Consider the following 18069-nt stretch of genomic DNA (forward strand, 5'->3'; position numbering starts at 1 on the left):
AGTGAAATGTCCGGGGCGAATTCGCCCCGGACATTTCATTGACTAGAATCAACCAGTGATTGTGACATTCATGTACGTTCGACCCGGCGAAATAACCTGATGCTCTGGTACACAGGTAAACGCATCCTCCAGATGATCCCCGTCTTCTTCGGGGCCACATTTTTGATCTACTTCATGGTGTTCTCCCTACCCGGAGATCCCATTGCTGCGCTGTTTGGTGATCGACCGCCAGCGCCGAGCGTGATCGCGCAAATCCGGGCTGAGTACAACCTCGACAAGCCATTCATCGTTCAGTACTTCCTGTACATCGGCGGGCTCTTCCAGGGCGACCTGGGGACTACTTACTCCGGCCGTCCCGTCGCTGATGTCATGGCATCCGCTTTCCCGATCACGGCACGCCTCGCACTTCTCGCGCTGGTATTCGAAGCATTCGCTGGAGTCCTGGTTGGCCTCATCGCCGGACTTCGCAAGGGCAAGTGGTTCGACGCGACCGCCCTCGTCGTCAGCCTCCTCCTGATCTCAGTGCCAACCTTCGTAGTTGGTTTTGTTCTGCAGTATGTCTTCGGAATCCAACTGGGTTGGTTCCGGCCAACCGTGAGCGGCGACGCTCCCTGGGGCGAACTCGTTCTCCCGGCCATCGTCCTTGCGTCCGTCTCATTTGCCTACATCGTGCGTTTGACGCGCGCGAGCGTTGCCGACAATCTCAATGCTGACTTTGTTCGCACCGCAACGGCCAAGGGCCTTTCACGCCGTCGCGTTGTCACCGTCCACGTTCTGCGGAACTCGCTTGTTCCCGTCGTGACCTACCTCGGAGTTGACCTGGGTGCGCTCATGGTCGGCGCAATCGTCACAGAGGGCATCTTCAACATCAATGGCGTGGGTGGAACCGTCTACCGCGCGGTGACGCTCGGTGAAGGTCCAACCGTTGTGTCATTCATCGCGGTCATGGTGATCATCTTCGTGGTGGCCAACCTGCTCGTTGACTTGCTCTACGCTGCACTGGACCCAAGGATTCGTTATGCAAAATAAGAACTACACTCCGCAGGGTCACTACGTTGCACCCCTCGAGGAGACGCCCGTTGCGGCCATCGACAAACTCGATGAGTCGCAGAAGGCTCGAAGCACCTGGGCTGATGCCTGGGACGCCATGCGCCGTCGACCCACCTTCTGGATCTCGGCCGTTCTCATTCTCCTGATTGTGGTCGTCGCGGTATTTCCTGCTTTGTTCACGTCGGTTTCGCCTGACAAGAACTGTCTCCTGGCGAACAGCAACGGCGGCTCAGAAGCGGGACACCCGCTCGGGTTCACGCGTCAGGGCTGTGACGTCTACGCTCGCCTGATCTTCGGAACGCAGGCGTCAGTGACGGTCGGTCTTCTCGCCACGCTGCTCGTGACGCTGGTCGGCATCGTCATTGGTGCGCTGGCGGGTTACTACGGTGGCATCCTCGACACGCTGGTCTCGCGACTTGGCGACATCTTCTTCGCGATCCCGACCGTTCTCGGCGCTATCGTTCTCATGAGCGTGCTCCCGAACCGGACCCCGATCACGGTCGCACTCGTGCTGTCGATCTTTGCCTGGCCGCAGATTGCTCGCATCATGCGTGGTGCCGTGCTGAGTGCGAAGAACTCCGACTACGTCATGGCCTCGATCGCGCTGGGTGTGTCCCGGTTCAAGATCCTCGTTCGTCACGTGGTGCCGAACGCGATCGCCCCGGTGATCGTGATTGCGACCGTCTCACTCGGAACATTCATCGTCGCGGAGTCGACACTGTCGTTCCTCGGCATCGGCCTTCCGCCGAGCGTCATGTCCTGGGGTAATGACATCGGTCAGGCGCGCACCTCGATCCGCACCAGCCCGCAGACGCTGCTTTACCCGGCAGCGGCCCTCTCAATTACTGTGCTCTCGTTCCTCATGCTCGGCGATGTCGTCCGTGATGCACTCGACCCGAAGGCGAGGGCACGTCGATGAGCCTGCCAGTAACGGATGCCGCGACCTCGCGGTATGACTCTTCTCACGAACCACTTCTCCAGATCCGCGATCTTGAAGTGGGCTTCCAGACTCAACGTGGCCTCGTTCCGGCCGTTCGTGGCGTCGACCTCACGCTGTACGCCGGCCAGACGCTCGCCATCGTGGGCGAATCCGGTTCAGGAAAGTCGACGACCGCACAGTCGATCATCGACTTGCTTCCCGGTACCGGGAAGGTCACAGCCGGACAGATCCTCTTTGAGGGTCGCGACCTGACGACCCTGTCTGCTCGCGAGATCCAGGAGGTGCGTGGAAACCTTATTGGCTACGTGCCCCAGGACCCGATGTCGAACCTCAACCCGGTCTGGAGCATCGGTTTCCAGGTCGAAGAGGCCATCAAGGCGAACAACATCGCGCAGGGTAAAGAAGCACGCCTTCGCACCATCCAGGTGCTGCAGGAAGCGGGCCTGAGCGACGCGGGTGACCGTCTCAAGCAGTTCCCACACCAGTTCTCCGGCGGAATGCGCCAGCGGGTTTTGATCGGTATCGGTCTTTCGAGCCGACCCAAGCTCCTGATCGCGGACGAGCCCACCAGTGCGCTGGACGTCACCGTGCAGCGGCAGATCCTCGACCACCTGGGTACGCTGACCCGCGACTACGGCACCAGCGTGCTATTCATCACCCACGACCTGGGCCTCGCGGCCGAACGCGCCGAGCAGCTCGTGGTGATGTACAAGGGCAAGGTCGTTGAGTCCGGCCCATCGCAGCAGATCCTCGCAAACCCGCAGCACCCGTACACCCAGCGGCTCGTCGCTGCGGCACCGAGCCTCGCCTCGCGCCGTATTCAGGCCGTCAAGACGCATGATTCTGTCGAAGGCGAGATCTTCGCCCAGGGCGCCATCGACAACACGCTTCTCGAGCGTGCGGCCGAGCGTGAGAACGCGGCCCCGGCCAAAGATCTCATCTCGGTGCGCAACGTCTCCAAGGTCTACCGCATCCGCAAGCAGGGTTTCCGGACCGACGAGCTCAAGGCTGTGAACGACGTTTCCTTCAGCGTTCAGAAGGGAACGACGACGGCTCTGGTCGGGGAGTCGGGCTCGGGCAAGTCCACCGTCGCCAAGCTCCTCCTGAAGCTTGAGTCGATCACCAGCGGTGACATCGAGTTCGACGGCCACGACGTCTCTGCGCTCAAGGGCGCGGAGCTGTTGAAGTTCCGTCGTCGCGTGCAGCCGGTGTTCCAGGACCCGTACGGTTCTCTCGACCCGCAGTACAGCGTTGGCAACACCATTGCCGAGCCGCTGCTGGCCCACAAGGTCGGCACGGCACGCGAACGCCAGATGCGCGTCCTCGAACTGCTCGACCAGGTATCGCTCCCGGCCTCAACCCGGTATCGCTACCCGAGTGAGCTGTCCGGTGGACAGCGGCAGCGTATCGCGATCGCTCGCGCCCTCGCGCTCAAGCCGGATGTCCTCGTTCTCGATGAGGCGGTGTCTGCTCTCGACGTTCTGGTTCAGGGGCAGATCCTCAACCTCCTCACCGAGTTGCAGACCGAGCTTGGACTGACCTACCTCTTCATCACCCACGACCTCGCTGTCGTGCGGCTCGTCGCAGACAACGTCTGCGTGATGAGGAAGGGTCAGATCATCGAATCGGCCACCACCGATGAAGTGTTCGATAATCCGCGCGAGACATACACGCAGGACCTCCTCGCCGCCATCCCCGGAGGAAACTTCGAGTTCGGCCGCTAAGAGCGCTTAGTGAGCACCGGCGCGACGCCTGGAGATCCCATCTCCGAGCGTCGGGCCGGTGCTCTTTTTCGTGGAATGACGAGTTGTCGGGGGAGCGTTCACTCCTGAGGGCGGATGCCACGCGGCACGCCAGCGCGGCGACCGCGCGAGACGCGAAGCGTTGCCATTGACCAAACCTGTGGGCCGTCCCAGCGAACGAACGGCTCTGTGCGGTAAGATATTCTGTTGGGTCGAATTCTGTCCCGCATTTGTACATTTCTCGTCGCGCTCATCGTACTCGCGACATCTCTTCTTGTAAGGAATTTTTTCATGGCGCTTGCTTCGCGCGACGACCTCCGAAACGTAGCTATTGTTGCTCACGTTGACCACGGCAAGACGACGCTGGTTGACGCCATGCTCCGTCAGACGGACTCGTTCGCCGAGCACTCACACCTTGAAGAACGCGCCATGGACTCGAACGAGCTCGAGCGCGAAAAGGGCATCACGATCCTCGCGAAGAACACCGCGGTGTCGTACAAGGGCAAGCACGCCACCAACGGCCCCATCACGGTCAACGTGATCGACACCCCGGGTCACGCTGACTTCGGTGGCGAGGTCGAGCGCGGCCTGTCCATGGTTGACGGCGTCGTTCTGCTCGTTGACGCGAGTGAGGGCCCGCTGCCGCAGACCCGCTTCGTGCTCCGCAAGGCCCTCGAAGCCAAACTGCCCGTCATCCTCCTGGTCAACAAGACCGACCGCCCGGACGCTCGTATCGACGAGGTCGTTGCCGAGAGCCAGGACCTCCTGCTCGGCCTGGCCAGTGATATGGCTGACGATGTGCCCGACCTCGACCTCGACGCCGTCCTCGACGTCCCGGTTGTCTACGCATCCGGTCGTAATGGTGCTGCGAGCTGGAACAAGCCCGAGAACGGTGCTCTTCCCGACAACGATGACCTCGAGCCGCTGTTCGACGCCATCATCAAGCACATCCCGGCTCCCGTCTACGACGACGAGCACCCTTTCCAGGCTCACGTCACCAACCTCGACGCGTCGCCGTTCCTCGGCCGCCTCGCACTGCTGCGTGTCTTCCACGGCACGATCAAGAAGGGCGAGACCGTTGCCTGGGTCAAGCACGATGGCTCGGTTCACAACGTGCGTGTGACCGAACTGTTCATCACCAAGGCTCTGGACCGTTACCCCGCCGAAAGCGGTCGCCCCGGTGACATCGTCGTCGTGGCCGGTTTCCCGGACATCACAATCGGTGAGACGCTGGCTGACCCCAACGACGTGCGCCCGCTCCCGACGATCACCGTCGACGAGCCTGCAATCTCGATGACCATCGGAACCAACACTTCGCCGCTCGTCGGCAAGGTTAAGGGACACAAGCTCACGGCTCGGATGGTCAAGGACCGTCTCGACCGCGAGCTCGTCGGTAACGTCTCGCTGCGCGTCCTCGACATCGGCTCCCCGGACAAGTGGGAAGTACAGGGTCGAGGTGAACTCGCGCTGTCCATCCTCGTCGAGCAGATGCGTCGCGAAGGCTTCGAGCTCACCGTCGGTAAGCCGCAGGTGGTTACGAAGAAGGTTAACGGCAAGACCCACGAGCCGTTTGAGCACCTGACCATCGACGTCCCCGAGGAATACCTCGGAGCGATCACCCAGCTCCTCGCCGCTCGTAAGGGCCGCATGGACAACATGGCGAACCACGGCACCGGCTGGGTTCGTATGGAGTTCATCATCCCGTCGCGTGGACTCATCGGATTCCGTACCGAGTTCATGACCATCACCCGTGGTACCGGGATCGCCAACGCCATCTCGCACGGCTACGACGAGTGGGCCGGACCCATCGTCACCCGTAACAACGGCTCGATCGTTGCCGACCGCGCCGGTGTCGTGACGCCGTTCGCAATCATTGCCCTGCAGGAGCGGATGACGTTCTTCGTCAACCCGACTGAAGAGGTCTACGAGGGAATGGTCATCGGTGAGAACTCGCGCGCCGACGACATGGACGTCAACATCACGAAGGAAAAGAAGCTGACCAACATGCGTCAGTCGACCTCAGACACCTTCGAGTCGATGACGCCGTCACGTCAGCTGTCGCTCGAGGAATGCCTTGAATTTGCTCGTGAAGACGAGTGCGTCGAAGTGACTCCGGGCATGGTTCGGATCCGCAAGGTCGAGCTCGACGCCAACGCGCGCGCCCGGGCAACCTCGCGACTCAAGAAGCAGAACGAGTAATACTGACCACCGCGTGAGCGGGAGAGCGCCCGGGATCGACGATCCCGGGCGCTTTGTCGTTGCGGATAATCTTGACTCATGTCCTGCACGTGCCCCGACCCGGTCTTCGTCCCGACGGCTCGAGCAGGGGTGTCATGGGCCTGAGGAGCAGAACGTCTCGACCGGTCCCGCCGCTGACCGTCGCCACCCGCCAGGGCGTCGCGGTGGGTATCGCGACGGCGGCATACGGGGTGTCGTTTGGTGCGCTTGCCGTCGCAGCGGGCCTGGACGTCTGGCAAACGTGTGTGCTCAGCCTCCTCATGTTCACCGGGGGCTCGCAGTTCGCTCTCGTGGGCGTTCTGGCCTCCGGCGGGGTGAGCGCGGGGCCCGCTGCCATCGCGAGCGCCGTGCTTCTCGGGTCCCGAAACGCCGCATACGGCATGCGCATGAAGCCGGTGGTCGGCGGCAACGGCTGGCTGCGCGATGCCGCTGCTGCGTGGATCACCATCGATGAGTCGACCGCCGTCGCCCTCGCCCAGGACGACCCAGCCGCACGTCGACGTGGATTCTGGGTGACCGGAGCCGTCGTCTACATCGGCTGGAACCTCACGACACTGATCGGGGCACTCATCGGCGATTTGCTCGGGGACACGCGCGCCTACGGCCTCGATGCCGCAGCCGCGGCCGCGTTTCTCGGACTCCTGTGGCCCCGGTTAAAGAGCCACCAGACGATCGCGGTCGCCGGTGCGGCGGCAGTGCTGGCCGCTGCGCTCACCCCCGTTGTCGCGCCGGGGCTGCCCGTAATCGCGGCCGCCCTCGTTGCCGTTCTTGTCGGGACGACCAACTGGTTGGGGTCGCGCGATGAACCGCAGGCGGAGGCAGGGACATGACACTGTGGCACATCGTCCTCGTCGCCTCCATAGCGTGCGTCGTCATCAAGCTCGCCGGGTATGCCGTGCCGCCACACTGGCTCGAGAAGCCTGCGACGGCCCGGACCGCCGACTTGCTCACCGTTGCGCTGCTCGCTGCCCTCATCGCCGTCCAGACACTCGGCAGTGGCCAACAGCTCGTTCTTGACGCGCGGGTTCCCGCGCTCGTTGTCGCTGCGGGGTTGTACTGGCTCAGGGTTCCGTTCCTCGTCGTGGTCATCGCCGCAGCGGCAGTTGCCGCCGTTCTTCGGGCTACAACGGGTATGGCCTAGAGTCAAGCGGCTCCGCGCGTTCAGCTGGGGGCTGATCGCCGTCGATACACTGAGGTCGTGAGCGGATACAACGGCAGCCAGAACCAGTACGCTGAGCCGCATCGGCCGCTCGGGACGACGGACCCGTACGCAGCTCCGCTCGAGGCTCCGGCGTCATCCACACCGCCCGCATCGACACCCGGCGGCAGGGTCGTCAGCTGTATCCTCGCCCTGGTCGTCGGTGCCGTGTTCGGCGCGGTCGGCACAGTTGCACACCAGTCGACACTGAACCTCGGGGACACCCGGATCCCGCTCGGGCTTCCATTGGCGCTCGTGGGCGTCCTGGCCCTGCTTCTCGGTTTCCGCCTTCTCCTTCGCGACCGGCTCGTTGTGTTCTTGGCAGCGGTGGGGATCGTCGCGGTCATCGCTCTCTTCTCGGTGCCCAGTCCCGGTGGAGCGGTGCTCATTCCACAGGGTCTCGCGGGCATCATCTGGACCATCGGCCCCGTGCTGATCGCCACCGTCGTCGTCGCGTGGCCACGGCTGCCGGAACGGATCACTCCGCCCGGCACCCCTCCCGCCGAGGCGTAGACTGAACGAAGCCGTCATTTCGGAAGGAACCGACCAACTGTGACCTATGTCATCGCCCTCCCTTGCGTGGATGTCAAAGACCGTGCGTGCATCGATGAATGCCCCGTCGACTGCATCTACGAGGGTGAACGCTCGCTCTACATTCACCCCGACGAGTGCGTTGACTGCGGTGCCTGCGAACCGGTCTGCCCGGTCGAGGCCATCTACTACGAAGATGACCTCCCGGAAGAGTGGGCCGACTACTACAAGGCCAACGTTGAGTTCTTCACCGAGGTGGGTTCGCCCGGCGGCGCTGCCAAGGTCGGCGTGATCAAGTACGATCACCCCGTGATCGCGGCTCTTCCGCCCCAAGCCGGCGCCTAAGGCGTGGCTCTTCAGCCTTTACCGGACTATCCATGGGATGCCATGGTGCCGTTTGCGAATCGTGCGCGGCAGCATCCGGATGGAATCGTTGACTTGTCGATTGGGTCGCCGGTCGACCCCACGCCCGACGTCATTCGAGCGGCACTGGCCGGTGCGACTGATGCTCACGCCTACCCGACGACCGCCGGAAAGCCCGCACTCACCGAGGCGATCGCCGCATGGTTCGATCGGCGCAGGGGAGTCCCCGGCCTCACTTCGAAAAACGTGCTGCCGACAATCGGCTCCAAGGAGCTCGTCGCGCTTCTGCCGTTCATGCTCGGAATCGGCGAGGGTGACGTCATCGTTCACCCCCGCGCTGCTTACCCGACCTACGCCATCGGCGCCGCCATGTGCGGTGCAACGGCGGTGGCGTCAGATGACCCCGCCGAATGGCCCGTCGGCACGAAACTGATTTGGCTCAATTCGCCCGGCAACCCAGACGGAAACGTTCTCGACGTGGACGACCTGCGTCGCAGTGTAGCCCGGGCACGCGAACTCGGCGCACTCATCGTCAACGATGAGTGTTATGCCGAACTGGGCTGGTCAGGCCCGTGGTCCGTGGATCCAATTCCGTCGATTCTTGATCCGCAGGTTACCGACGGAAATGTCGTCGGCATCCTCGCGATCTACTCGCTGAGCAAGCAGTCCAACATGGCCGGGTACCGCGCCGCGTTCGCTGCGGGCTGTGCCGCAACCCTCGCCCGCCTCACCACGGTTCGGAAGCACGCCGGGCTTATGCTGCCCGCTCCGCTGCAGACGGCGATGATCGCGGCCCTCGCCGACGACGAACACGTTGCGGCCCAAAAGGCGCGGTACGCCGCTCGCCGAGCGTTGCTCCTGCCAGCGTTGGAGCGTTCCGGATTCCGACTCGACCGCTCTGAAGCGGGACTCTACCTCTGGGTCACCGAGGGTCGAGACGCATGGGAGTCGATCGGCCGGCTCGCGGATCTCGGCATCCTCGCGGGGCCCGGTACGTTCTACGGGGACTTCTACCCGCAGCACATTCGGTTATCGCTGACAGCGACGGACGAGAGGATTTCCGCTGCCGCGGAACGCCTCGCCAGCGCCGCCGTTGGAGGATAACTCCAACAGAAAAGCCCAAGCGTTGGCCGATGCGGTAGTTGGTCGCTCAGCGGATTAGGCTGTATCCGGACCCGTCGCCGCGGCCACTCATTCGCGGGGCAGGAACGCCGCACAATTACCTGGAACAACCAGTACAAGGAGGCGCCGTGGGCGACGTCGAGCAGGAGTTCAGCGAAGTGACAGAAAAAGCCACCCTGACTTATCCAGGCGGAACCGCAGAGTTTCCGATCCTGAAGTCGAGCCAGGGCGCATCGAGCCTTGACGTTTCAACGCTGACACGCCAGTCGGGTCTCACCGCACTTGACTACGGGTTCGTGAACACGGCCGCAACGAAGTCGTCGATCACGTACATCGACGGTGACGAGGGCATCCTGCGCTACCGCGGATATCCCATCGAGCAGCTCGCCGCGTCGTCGACATACCTTGAAGTGGCGTGGTTGCTCATCTACGGCGAGATGCCGACCGCCGACCAGCTTGGCGAGTTCGACGAGAAGATTCGTCGCCACACTCTGCTGCACGAAGACCTCAAGCACTTCTTCTCCGCCCTGCCGCACACGGCTCACCCGATGGCGGTGATTTCGAGCGCCCTCTCGGCACTGTCCACCTACTACGAGTCGGCCGCAGACCCGCGCGACCCCGAACAGGTCGAACTCACGACGATCCGCCTGCTGGCGAAGCTGCCGGTGATTGCGGGCTACGCACACAAGAAGGCCCTCGGCCAGGCGTTCCTCTACCCGGACAACAGCCTGAGCTTCGTCGACAACTTCCTGCGCCTCAACTTCGGCAACATGGCCGAGCCGTACGAGATCGACCCGGTGCTCTCCAAGGCCCTCGACCGACTGCTTATCCTGCACGCCGACCACGAGCAGAACGCGTCGACCTCGACCGTTCGACTCGTCGGCTCGACCGGTGCGAACCTCTACGCCTCGGTCTCCGCAGGGATCAACGCTCTGTCGGGTCCGCTGCACGGCGGCGCCAACGAGGCCGTCCTCGAGATGCTCGGCCGTATTCGCGACTCAGGCGAAGGCGTCGCGAAGTTCGTCGAGCGTGTGAAGAACAAAGAAGACGGTGTCAAGCTCATGGGCTTCGGACACCGCGTCTACAAGAACTACGACCCGCGGGCGAAGATCGTCAAGGAGAGCGCAGACGAGGTGCTCGCCCAACTCGGCATCTCGGACCCGCTGCTCGACCTCGCTAAGGAGCTCGAGCAGATCGCCCTCGAGGACGACTACTTCAAGGAACGTCGCCTCTACCCGAACGTCGACTTCTACACCGGCGTCATCTACAAGGCCATGGGATTCCCGACACGCATGTTCACCGTGCTGTTCGCGATCGGCCGCCTGCCCGGCTGGGTGGCGCACTGGCGCGAGATGAACACAGACCCGCAGACCAAGATCGGTCGCCCGCAGCAGCTGTACACCGGCTCGGTCGCCCGGGACCTGCCCCAGCGCTAGACACGCACGATCGAACAGCCCCACCGACGTTTCGTCGGTGGGGCTGTTTCGTGCCAGGACGTTTAGGGGGAGAGCGTCAGGACGTCCGCTGCTGCCTGCCGAATGGCATCCGTTGTGAAATTCCATTGCCGCGTTCGATGCTCCTGCCACAGCGTCGTCTGGTCGGTGTATGTTGCCGCGAAAGCGTGACCGGATGCTCCGGCCAGGTTGATCCAGGTGGAGCTGTCGAAGTCGGCCACATCGATCACCTGGCGCATGGACGGCACCCAGTCGACGACGTAACCGTTTGGCGCGTACCACCCGGCCGCATCGACGACGGCGGAACCGCCGGCGAGCTCGTATGGTCCACGGTTGAACAGCCACTCGATCGGGGCGATGCCGGACTCACCGAAGCTCGCGTTGCGGAGCGTGAGGGTGTGCAGTTCACCCCACGACCACGTGTCAGGATCGTCGCCCATGCGGTCGACGGCTTCGGTCCACGCGGCGCTCAGAGCAGCGGTGAGGGCATCGTCGCGGTTGCGGGTACCCGCTTTCTCGTTCGTCCACCACGGCGAGTTGGGCTGGGTGAGCAGCTCGCTCACCACCTGGAACCACTGTGACCCGCCGGCCGGTGGCAGGTCCTCTGGCAGCTGCGGTGCGAAGGTGTCCTCGAGCAGATTGCGCCAGAAGATGTTGAAGTATGCGCTCTGTGCGCTGTCGGCATCATCGGCGAAGTCCCATCCGTCGAGCAGCGATGTACCGTTTTTGGCGTTACCCGCCGGGGTCAGTTCGGCGAGGTACGGGGCGACGGTCTCGGCAAAGGCGTTGTGGTTATCGGCCTGGATGTCGCTCATGAGCTCGGGCGTGATCGGGGTCGCCGCGTCGATGAGGGCCCGAATCCGTTCGTCGATGCGCTCGGCGCGGTACCCGGCGTCCCAGTCGCGGGTGATCAGGTAGGGAAAGGTCGGCCCAACGACCGCGTTGTTGGCCGTGACGATGTAGCCCGATGGCGGGTTGAATTGCGTCGGCAGCGCCTCGAACGGGATGTAGCCCTGCCAGCCGGAGGCGCTGGTCCAGCCGGGCTGGGGAACCGTTCCGTCACCTGAACTGCGGATCGGGATGAGTCCGGGTGCTTGATAGCCGATGTTGCCGTCAACGTCGGCGTAGACGAGGTTTTGCGACGGCACTTCGAAGAGCCTCGCCCCCTCGCGGAAACTGGCCCAGTCGGTCGCCGTGTTCACCGCGAAGATCGCCCCGGCGGTGCGCCCGGGCGTGAGCGCCGTCCACTGGAGGGAAAGCTCGTACGTACCCTCAGGCACGCCACTGACGGCCGGGTAGTCGGTCGCGATGTCCTCAAAGTCACCGGTCAGGCTGGTGACCAGTGGTCCGCGCCCGGTCGAGCGGATCTGGATCGGCACGTCCTCGCCCCCGGCCACCTTCACCACCTCCTCGCGCACGGTCAGGGGTCGAAGCGTTCCGTCGAGCTCGTAGTTGTCGTCGGCGACCTTCTCGAGGTAGAGGTCGGCGGTGTCCGGCCCGAGGTTGGTGAAGCCCCACGCCACCCGGGCGTTGTGACCGATGATGATGCCCGGCATGCCCGAGAAGCTGAACCCGGCCACGTCGAACGGGCATTCCGCCGACACTTTCGTGCAGCGCAGGCCCATTTGGTACCAGACCGAGGGGAGTGACGGGCCGAGGTGCGGGTCGTTGGCGAGGAGCGGTTTGCCGCTCGCGGTGAGGTCGCCAGACACCACCCAGGAGTTCGACCCGATGTCGCTTCCGGCGCGGCCGAGCAGTGTCGGCATCGACGCCACGATTTTCTTGAGGGACAACAATGACGTGACGGATGCCTGTGCGCTTTTTTCACTGTCGCCGGTGGCGTTTCCGAATGGCCGGGCGTCGTTCGACAGCACTGTCGGATTCTCCCCGTACGGGTAGGGCGGGTAGACATGCGCCACCTGCTCGGGGGTGAGGCTGGTGGCGAGGATCGTTCGGTCGATTTCGTCCTCGAGGTTGGAGCGAAGGTCCCAGGCCATGGCTTTGAGCCAGGCCACTGAGTCGGCCGGCGTCCACTTCTCTGGCTCATACCCGGGGTTCTGCAGGCCAAGCACCGCATACTCCAGCGACAACTCGGCACCCGACCGCGCATCAAGATAGGCGTTCACCCCGTCGGCGTACGCCTGGTACCAGCTCAGCGTGAGCGGGTCGAGCGCCTCCACCTCCTTCTCGGCGACCTTGCGCCAGCCGAGGGTGCGAACGAAGGTGTCGGTTCCCACCTGTGACTCGCCGAACAACTCGGCCAGTCGACCACTCGTCACGTGCCGACGGAAATCCATCTCCCAGAACCGGTCCTGGGCGTGCACAAAGCCCTGGGCCCGAAACAAATCGGTGGCCGAGTCCGCCTCGATCATCGGAATCCCGGCATCGTCGCGGGACACGGTCACCGAGTTGTCGAGGCCGGGCACAGTGAGCTCGCCGCTGACCTGCGGAAAAGAGCGCTGCACCGTGAACGCCACGAAGCCAGCGGCGACAAGCACCAGGACGACGAGAAGGCCCACAGTGCTGAGCAGTACGGTGAACCAGCGCGATCGCGCCGTCCGGGGCGTCCTGGGAACCACATCACTCCTTTGTGAACGGGCTAAGTCGTGCGGCCTGAGGTCAGGCGTGCAACGCTTCGTTGAGCTGGATTCCCGCTCCAGTGCGGTTCAACACTTCGACGGCGCCGGTGAGGGAGTTCCGTCTGAAGAGCAAGTTTGGCACGCCGGAGAGCTCAACGGCCTTCACCGTCTGCGGTGCGCCGTCGGCGGTTTTCGGTCCGCCGACGACGACGACCTTGGTTCCGGCCGTGACATAGAGCCCAGCCTCGACGACGGAGTCGTCTCCGATCGAGATGCCGATTCCGGAGTTCGCGCCGAGCAGCGCGCGCTGGCCAATAGTCACCCGTTGGGTTCCGCCTCCGGAGAGGGTTCCCATGATCGAGGCGCCACCACCGATGTCGGAGCCGTCGCCGACGACGACACCCTGGGAGATTCGACCCTCGACCATCGAGGCGCCCAGCGTTCCGGCATTGAAGTTCACGAAGCCCTCGTGCATCACCGTTGTGCCCGGTGCCAGGTGTGCGCCGAGTCGCACGCGCGACGCATCGGCGATGCGCACCTTCGGCGGGGTCACGTAGTCGAGCATGCGCGGGAACTTGTCGATTCCGGTGGCCGAGATGCCGGCACGGGACAGGGCCGGTCGCAGTGTGTCGAAGTCGGCAGGGTGGACGGGCCCCGCGTTTGTCCAGACGACGATCGGCAGGTGACCGAAGATGCCGTCGAGGTTGAGACTGTTGGGTGCGCTGAGCAAGTGTGACAGCAGGTGCAACCGAAGGTAGGCGTCTGGCGTGTCCTTCGGAGCCGCCTGCAGCTCGATCTCCACGGTGACGATGTCGATGCGCACGTTGCGCCGTGTATCTTCGCCGGCGAGTGCCTCAATCGCGGCCGGGGCAATCCACCGCTCACGACCGGCCGGAATCCTTCCCAGCTGCGGTTCCGGGTACCAGGTGTCGAGGACGGTGCCGTCGGCGGCGATGGTGGCGAGGCCATAGCCCCAGGCGTGCGTGGGAAGAGCGGAGTCGGTCATACTCCAAGGCTAGCGAACGGGGATGACGTTCGGCGCGGCGGGCCGCGACCGTAGACTGATCGCATGCCGGAATCGCCTGTGTCACCGTCCGTTTTGTCCCTCTCAGCCTCGAGCATCGACATCACCCAGGCGATTTGCGACATCGAGTCGGTCTCCGGAAACGAAGCGCCGCTCGCTGATGTGATCGAGCGCACACTCCTCGACTACCCGCACCTCGAGGTCATCCGCGTCGGCAACACCGTCGTGGCACGCACTTCCGGCGGCAAAGCACAGCGCGCGATCATCGCCGGGCACATCGACACGGTCCCCGTTCACGCTAATCTTCCTACCCGGTTTGAGACCGTCGACGGCCGGGAGTACCTGTGGGGCCGCGGCACCGCAGACATGAAGAGCGGAGTGGCGGTGCAGCTCAAGCTCGCGGCCGAGCTCACCGACCCGGCCATCGACGTGACCTGGATGTGGTACGACGGCGAAGAAGTGGAGAGCGCCAAGAACGGGCTCGGTCTCCTCGCCGCCGCTCGACCGGACCTCTTCGTCGGGGATTTCGCGATTCTGGGTGAACCCACCCGCGGCGACATCGAGGGCGGCTGCAATGGCACTGTCCGGATCGATGTGGTGACCCGCGGACTCCGAGCGCACTCAGCCCGCAGCTGGGTGGGCGAGAACGCCATCCACAAGATCTCGCCCGTCCTAAACATCCTCGCCGCTTACCTGCCCTCATCCGTCGAGGTCGACGGGCTGGTCTACCGTGAGGGACTCAACGCCGTCGGCATCAGCGGTGGCATCGCGGGCAACGTCATTCCCGACGAGTGCCGGGTGCACGTGAACTACCGCTTCGCACCGAACCGCTCGGCCGCCGAGGCGATCGAATACCTGCGCGAACTGTTCACCGGGTTCGAGGTGGAGGTGCGCGACGCCGCCGACGGCGCCCGACCAGGACTCGACGCTCCGCTCGCCCAGGAGTTCACCCGCGCCATTGGCGGACAGGCGTTGCCGAAGTACGGCTGGACCGATGTTGCACGGTTCTCGGCGCTCGGCATCCCGGCGGTCAACTACGGCCCCGGTGACCCGTTGACCGCGCACGCCGACGACGAGCGTGTCGCCCTCGACGAGATCGTGGCGGTCGAGAACGGATTGCGCACCTGGCTGACCGGTGCGCTCGCCTAAGCTCTGGCACTCGCTGCGCTGGCAGTGGCGCGTCCTCCTCATCGCGCTCGCCGGTCGGCTGATCAGCTCGGTCATCCTTCTGGCCTTCGCCCGGGTGCAGCCTGCCAACGCGTGGACCGGAGCCTCTCCGTCGTACCCCGACTTTGCGTCGATGTGGGACGGTCGCTGGTACGAGATCGTCGCGTTCTCCGGGTATCCAACCGACTTGCCCATGACCGCAGACGGCCACGTCGCCGAAAACGCCTGGGCGTTCATGCCGGTCTACCCGGCTGTCGTCCGCATCCTCATGGGGCTCACCGGCCTCGACTGGGCACCCGCCGCCGTGACGGTCTCCGTTCTCGCGGCGCTGGCGACCTCCCTCGTCTTCTATCGGTTGATGCGGCTCGTCCTCGGCGAGGGCACGGCGCTGTTCAGCGTCGTGGTGTTCTCGGTCGCCCCGCTGTCACCCATCCTGCAGGTGGCATACGCCGAGTCGCTGCACCTCCTCCTGCTCTCCAGCGCCCTCTACCTCGTGCTCACCCGGCGCTACCTCGTCGCGCTGCCGGTCGTCCTGGTGATGTGTCTCACTCGCCCCGCCGGCCTCGCATTCGCGTTGTTTCTCGTATTGCACGTCCTCGTGCGCTGGGTTCGCCGCCGATCCACCGGTGACACGGTTCACGACCTCGTGCCTCCGTTCCTGCTCGCGACGGCGAGCGGAGCCCTCGGACTTGCCTGGCCAGCCATCCCCTGGGCCGTCACCGGTTCGATCACCGCATACACCGACACCGAACTGGCTTGGCGCAGCGCCTACATCGGCCACGGCCACCTTCTGCCGTTCGCCCCGTGGTTCCAGGGCGTCCAGTGGTGGGCGACCAACGGCCTCGGGCTGTCCGGCACCGTGTGGTGGGGCGGCATCGGCGTCGTTTTGTTCGTCACACTCGCGGTCATCGGGCTGCTCTCGCCGGCGGCCAAGCGGCTCGGCGTCGACCTTCGGCTCTGGCTCGCCAGCTACCTCATCTACCTGTTCGCCGTCTTCTTCCCCCAGTCGAGCACGTTTCGCCTGCTCGTTCCGCTCTTCCCCGCGGCGGGCGCCCTCGCGGTTCCCCGATCACCGGTCTATCGCGTGCTTCTGGTTCTGGTCTCCATCGCCGCCCAGATCGGCTGGGTCTCGATCGCCTGGCGGGTCGACGGCTACGACTGGACTCCGCCCTAAACCGCCCCAATTCGGGTGAGTGTGACGGTCGATTTCGCTCGTTCCCCGTGGGTAGCGGATAATAGGAGGACAAAGCAACGAAAGGGGAGCCGAATGGCAGCGATGAAGCCGAGGACTGGCGACGGGCCAATGGAGGCCGTGAAGGAGGGTCGGTTGATCATCGTGCGGGTTCCGCTCGAAGGTGGAGGCCGCCTGGTTGTGTCAGTCAACGACGCCGAGGCCCGAGAACTTCACGATGCGTTGGCTGGAGTCGTAGCAGCCGCCAGCTAACTGATTTTTTTACATCAGCGGATGCCTGTGGTCGCCGACCACAGGCATCCGCTGTTTAATTTTCGAAGCGTCAGGCGCGCTTGGTGATTTGCAACAGACCGTCGCCGACCGGGGAGAGGGCGCCGACGACGGCGCCAGACGACGCGATCTCCTGCACGAGGAGACGGAATGCGCTCGTGATGTCGTCGCGCTGGGCCGGGTCGGCCACGCGGCCCTTCCAGAGGGCGTGTGGCACGAGGACGGTGCCACCGATGCGGGCGAGACGCAGGCCGTGCTCGACGTTCTCGATCACCTGGCCGGGGTCAGCGTCGACGAAGACGATGTCGTAGGAGTTCTCGTTCATGCGGGTGAGCACGTCGAGCGAGCGGCCCGTGATCAGGCGCACCCGGTTCGGGGCGATGCGGGCGTCAGAGAACATCTGCCGGGCGTACCCCTGGTGTTCGGCCTCGGAGTCGATGGTGGTGAGCACTGACCGCTCAGAGGGTGACAGCAGCCAGAGTCCGGAGAGGCCGGCACCGGTTCCGATTTCGACAATGTTGACCGCTGCTGTGGTCGCCGCGATGACTGCGGCCTGTGCGCCCATGGCCGGTGAGATCGGTTCGATGCCGAGTTCGAGCGACTGGGCACGCGCCTTCTGGATCGAATCGGACTCGGTGACGATGTAGTCGGCGTATTTCCAGTTCGAATCTTGTTCAGACACTTCAGCTCCCGTGTGGTTCGACCCCACAGTATCCCAGCGTCATCACGCCATTTGTCAGGCGCGGCGCGATAGTCTGAACTCGTGTTCTTCGGCCTCACTTTCGAGAAGCTCCTCATCATCGGGGTGATTGCTGTCTTCCTGCTTGGGCCGGAGCGGCTTCCCGGCTATGCAGCGCAGTTCGCCCGCCTCATCCGCTCGCTGCGCGACATGGCGCAGGGAGCCAAGGAACGCATGCGCGACGAGATGGGGCCGGAGTTCGACGAGGTCGACTGGAAGAAGCTCGACCCCCGCCAGTACGACCCGCGCCGCATCATTCGAGAGGCGCTGCTCGATGACTCGCCGCCGGCGCCGGTGATCTCGCCGCCCAGTTTCGATAAGTCGGCGTCGACGGCCACGGCCGATGACGACGTCATCTGGCAGAAGCCGCGGCTGAGTACGGCCGCTGACCGGCAGCGCAAGATCATCGAGGGCGAAACGGTCGCCGCACCGCCGTTTGACCTCGAAGCGACCTAACGAT

General features: G+C 64.3%; 17 protein-coding genes. 14 read left to right on the forward strand and 3 right to left on the reverse strand.

The annotated features are described in order from the left end of the window. Positions 1–99 precede the first annotated feature (99 nt). The 10 genes from L1277_RS02305 to L1277_RS02350 all read left to right on the forward strand — a co-directional run bounded on the left by L1277_RS02305 (position 100) and on the right by L1277_RS02350 (position 10620). Entirely contained in the window at positions 100–1029 is a 930-nt protein-coding gene (locus tag L1277_RS02305; protein WP_253374732.1) for an ABC transporter permease, read from the forward strand. Then, complete coding sequence (locus L1277_RS02310; RefSeq protein ID WP_253374733.1) at positions 1019–1969, forward strand: ABC transporter permease; 951 nt, start codon at positions 1019–1021, stop codon at positions 1967–1969. Before L1277_RS02305 ends, L1277_RS02310 begins: the two co-directional genes overlap by 11 nt. Further along, on the forward strand, positions 1966–3714 hold the full coding sequence (locus L1277_RS02315) for an ABC transporter ATP-binding protein (RefSeq protein WP_253374734.1): 1749 nt from the start codon (positions 1966–1968) through the stop codon (positions 3712–3714). The genes L1277_RS02310 and L1277_RS02315 overlap by 4 nt, the downstream gene beginning before the upstream one ends. A 309-nt stretch (positions 3715–4023) precedes the next feature. Then, entirely contained in the window at positions 4024–5931 is a 1908-nt protein-coding gene (typA, locus tag L1277_RS02320; protein ID WP_253374735.1) for a translational GTPase TypA, read from the forward strand. Positions 5932–6065: 134 nt separating this feature from the next. Beyond that, positions 6066–6800, forward strand: a complete 735-nt coding sequence (locus L1277_RS02325; RefSeq protein ID WP_253374736.1) for an AzlC family ABC transporter permease — start codon at positions 6066–6068, stop codon at positions 6798–6800. Continuing rightward, complete coding sequence (locus tag L1277_RS02330) at positions 6797–7111, forward strand: AzlD domain-containing protein (protein ID WP_253374737.1); 315 nt, start codon at positions 6797–6799, stop codon at positions 7109–7111. The genes L1277_RS02325 and L1277_RS02330 overlap by 4 nt, the downstream gene beginning before the upstream one ends. Positions 7112–7168: 57 nt before the next feature. Then, positions 7169–7681: a DUF6113 family protein gene (locus L1277_RS02335; RefSeq protein WP_253374738.1), complete on the forward strand. Its 513-nt coding sequence runs from the start codon at positions 7169–7171 to the stop codon at positions 7679–7681. A gap of 39 nt (positions 7682–7720) precedes the next feature. Continuing rightward, positions 7721–8044 (forward strand): ferredoxin, encoded by a 324-nt coding sequence (gene fdxA / locus L1277_RS02340; protein ID WP_253374739.1) that lies wholly within the window; start codon positions 7721–7723, stop codon positions 8042–8044. A 3-nt stretch (positions 8045–8047) separates the two neighbouring features. After that, on the forward strand, positions 8048–9166 hold the full coding sequence (dapC, locus tag L1277_RS02345) for a succinyldiaminopimelate transaminase (RefSeq protein ID WP_308215070.1): 1119 nt from the start codon (positions 8048–8050) through the stop codon (positions 9164–9166). 146 nt (positions 9167–9312) lie between these two features. After that, the gene (locus L1277_RS02350) at positions 9313–10620 is read left to right on the forward strand and encodes a citrate synthase (protein WP_374110144.1); all 1308 of its coding nucleotides are present in this window, start codon (positions 9313–9315) and stop codon (positions 10618–10620) included. Between the two features lie 62 nt (positions 10621–10682). Here the strand turns inward: L1277_RS02350 and L1277_RS02355 are convergent, their stop codons facing one another. Together L1277_RS02355 and dapD are read right to left on the reverse strand one after the other, a co-directional pair. After that, positions 10683–13217: a penicillin acylase family protein gene (locus tag L1277_RS02355; protein WP_253374740.1), complete on the reverse strand. Its 2535-nt coding sequence runs from the start codon at positions 13215–13217 to the stop codon at positions 10683–10685. 40 nt (positions 13218–13257) lie between these two features. Then, positions 13258–14223, reverse strand: a complete 966-nt coding sequence (dapD, locus tag L1277_RS02360) for a 2,3,4,5-tetrahydropyridine-2,6-dicarboxylate N-succinyltransferase (protein ID WP_253374741.1) — start codon at positions 14221–14223, stop codon at positions 13258–13260. A gap of 63 nt (positions 14224–14286) precedes the next feature. Here dapD and dapE point away from each other — a divergent pair, with 63 nt between their 5' ends. The 3 genes from dapE (at position 14287) to L1277_RS02375 (ending at position 16852) form a co-directional block, all read left to right on the forward strand. Then, positions 14287–15390 (forward strand): succinyl-diaminopimelate desuccinylase, encoded by a 1104-nt coding sequence (gene dapE / locus L1277_RS02365; protein ID WP_253374742.1) that lies wholly within the window; start codon positions 14287–14289, stop codon positions 15388–15390. Beyond that, positions 15377–16582, forward strand: coding sequence for a hypothetical protein (locus tag L1277_RS02370; protein ID WP_253374743.1), 1206 nt, complete (start codon positions 15377–15379; stop codon positions 16580–16582). Before dapE ends, L1277_RS02370 begins: the two co-directional genes overlap by 14 nt. A 93-nt stretch (positions 16583–16675) precedes the next feature. Then, positions 16676–16852, forward strand: coding sequence for a DUF3117 domain-containing protein (locus L1277_RS02375; protein WP_147782794.1), 177 nt, complete (start codon positions 16676–16678; stop codon positions 16850–16852). Positions 16853–16922: 70 nt separating this feature from the next. Here the strand turns inward: L1277_RS02375 and L1277_RS02380 are convergent, their stop codons facing one another. Further along, complete coding sequence (locus L1277_RS02380; RefSeq protein ID WP_253374744.1) at positions 16923–17552, reverse strand: class I SAM-dependent methyltransferase; 630 nt, start codon at positions 17550–17552, stop codon at positions 16923–16925. Between the two features lie 81 nt (positions 17553–17633). Between L1277_RS02380 and L1277_RS02385 the strand changes: the two genes are divergently transcribed. Beyond that, a complete protein-coding gene (locus L1277_RS02385; protein ID WP_253374745.1) occupies positions 17634–18065 on the forward strand; it encodes a Sec-independent protein translocase TatB in 432 nt (143 codons plus the stop codon). Positions 18066–18069: the final 4 nt, after the last annotated feature.

The organism is Okibacterium sp. HSC-33S16 (assembly GCF_024171565.1).
GTDB lineage: Bacteria > Actinomycetota > Actinomycetes > Actinomycetales > Microbacteriaceae > Mycetocola_A.

Excerpts from the sequence above, each read along its gene's own strand:
- dapD (WP_253374741.1), bottom strand. The coding sequence starts at position 14,223 with ATGACCGACTCCGCTCTTCCCACGCACGCCTGGGGCTATGGCCTCGCC.
- dapE (WP_253374742.1), top strand. The coding sequence starts at position 14,287 with ATGCCGGAATCGCCTGTGTCACCGTCCGTTTTGTCCCTCTCAGCCTCG.
- L1277_RS02325 (WP_253374736.1), top strand. The coding sequence starts at position 6,066 with ATGGGCCTGAGGAGCAGAACGTCTCGACCGGTCCCGCCGCTGACCGTC.
- L1277_RS02330 (WP_253374737.1), top strand. The coding sequence starts at position 6,797 with ATGACACTGTGGCACATCGTCCTCGTCGCCTCCATAGCGTGCGTCGTC.
- L1277_RS02310 (WP_253374733.1), top strand. The coding sequence starts at position 1,019 with ATGCAAAATAAGAACTACACTCCGCAGGGTCACTACGTTGCACCCCTC.
- typA (WP_253374735.1), top strand. The coding sequence starts at position 4,024 with ATGGCGCTTGCTTCGCGCGACGACCTCCGAAACGTAGCTATTGTTGCT.
- L1277_RS02315 (WP_253374734.1), top strand. The coding sequence starts at position 1,966 with ATGAGCCTGCCAGTAACGGATGCCGCGACCTCGCGGTATGACTCTTCT.
- L1277_RS02305 (WP_253374732.1), top strand. The coding sequence starts at position 100 with ATGCTCTGGTACACAGGTAAACGCATCCTCCAGATGATCCCCGTCTTC.
- L1277_RS02375 (WP_147782794.1), top strand. The coding sequence starts at position 16,676 with ATGGCAGCGATGAAGCCGAGGACTGGCGACGGGCCAATGGAGGCCGTG.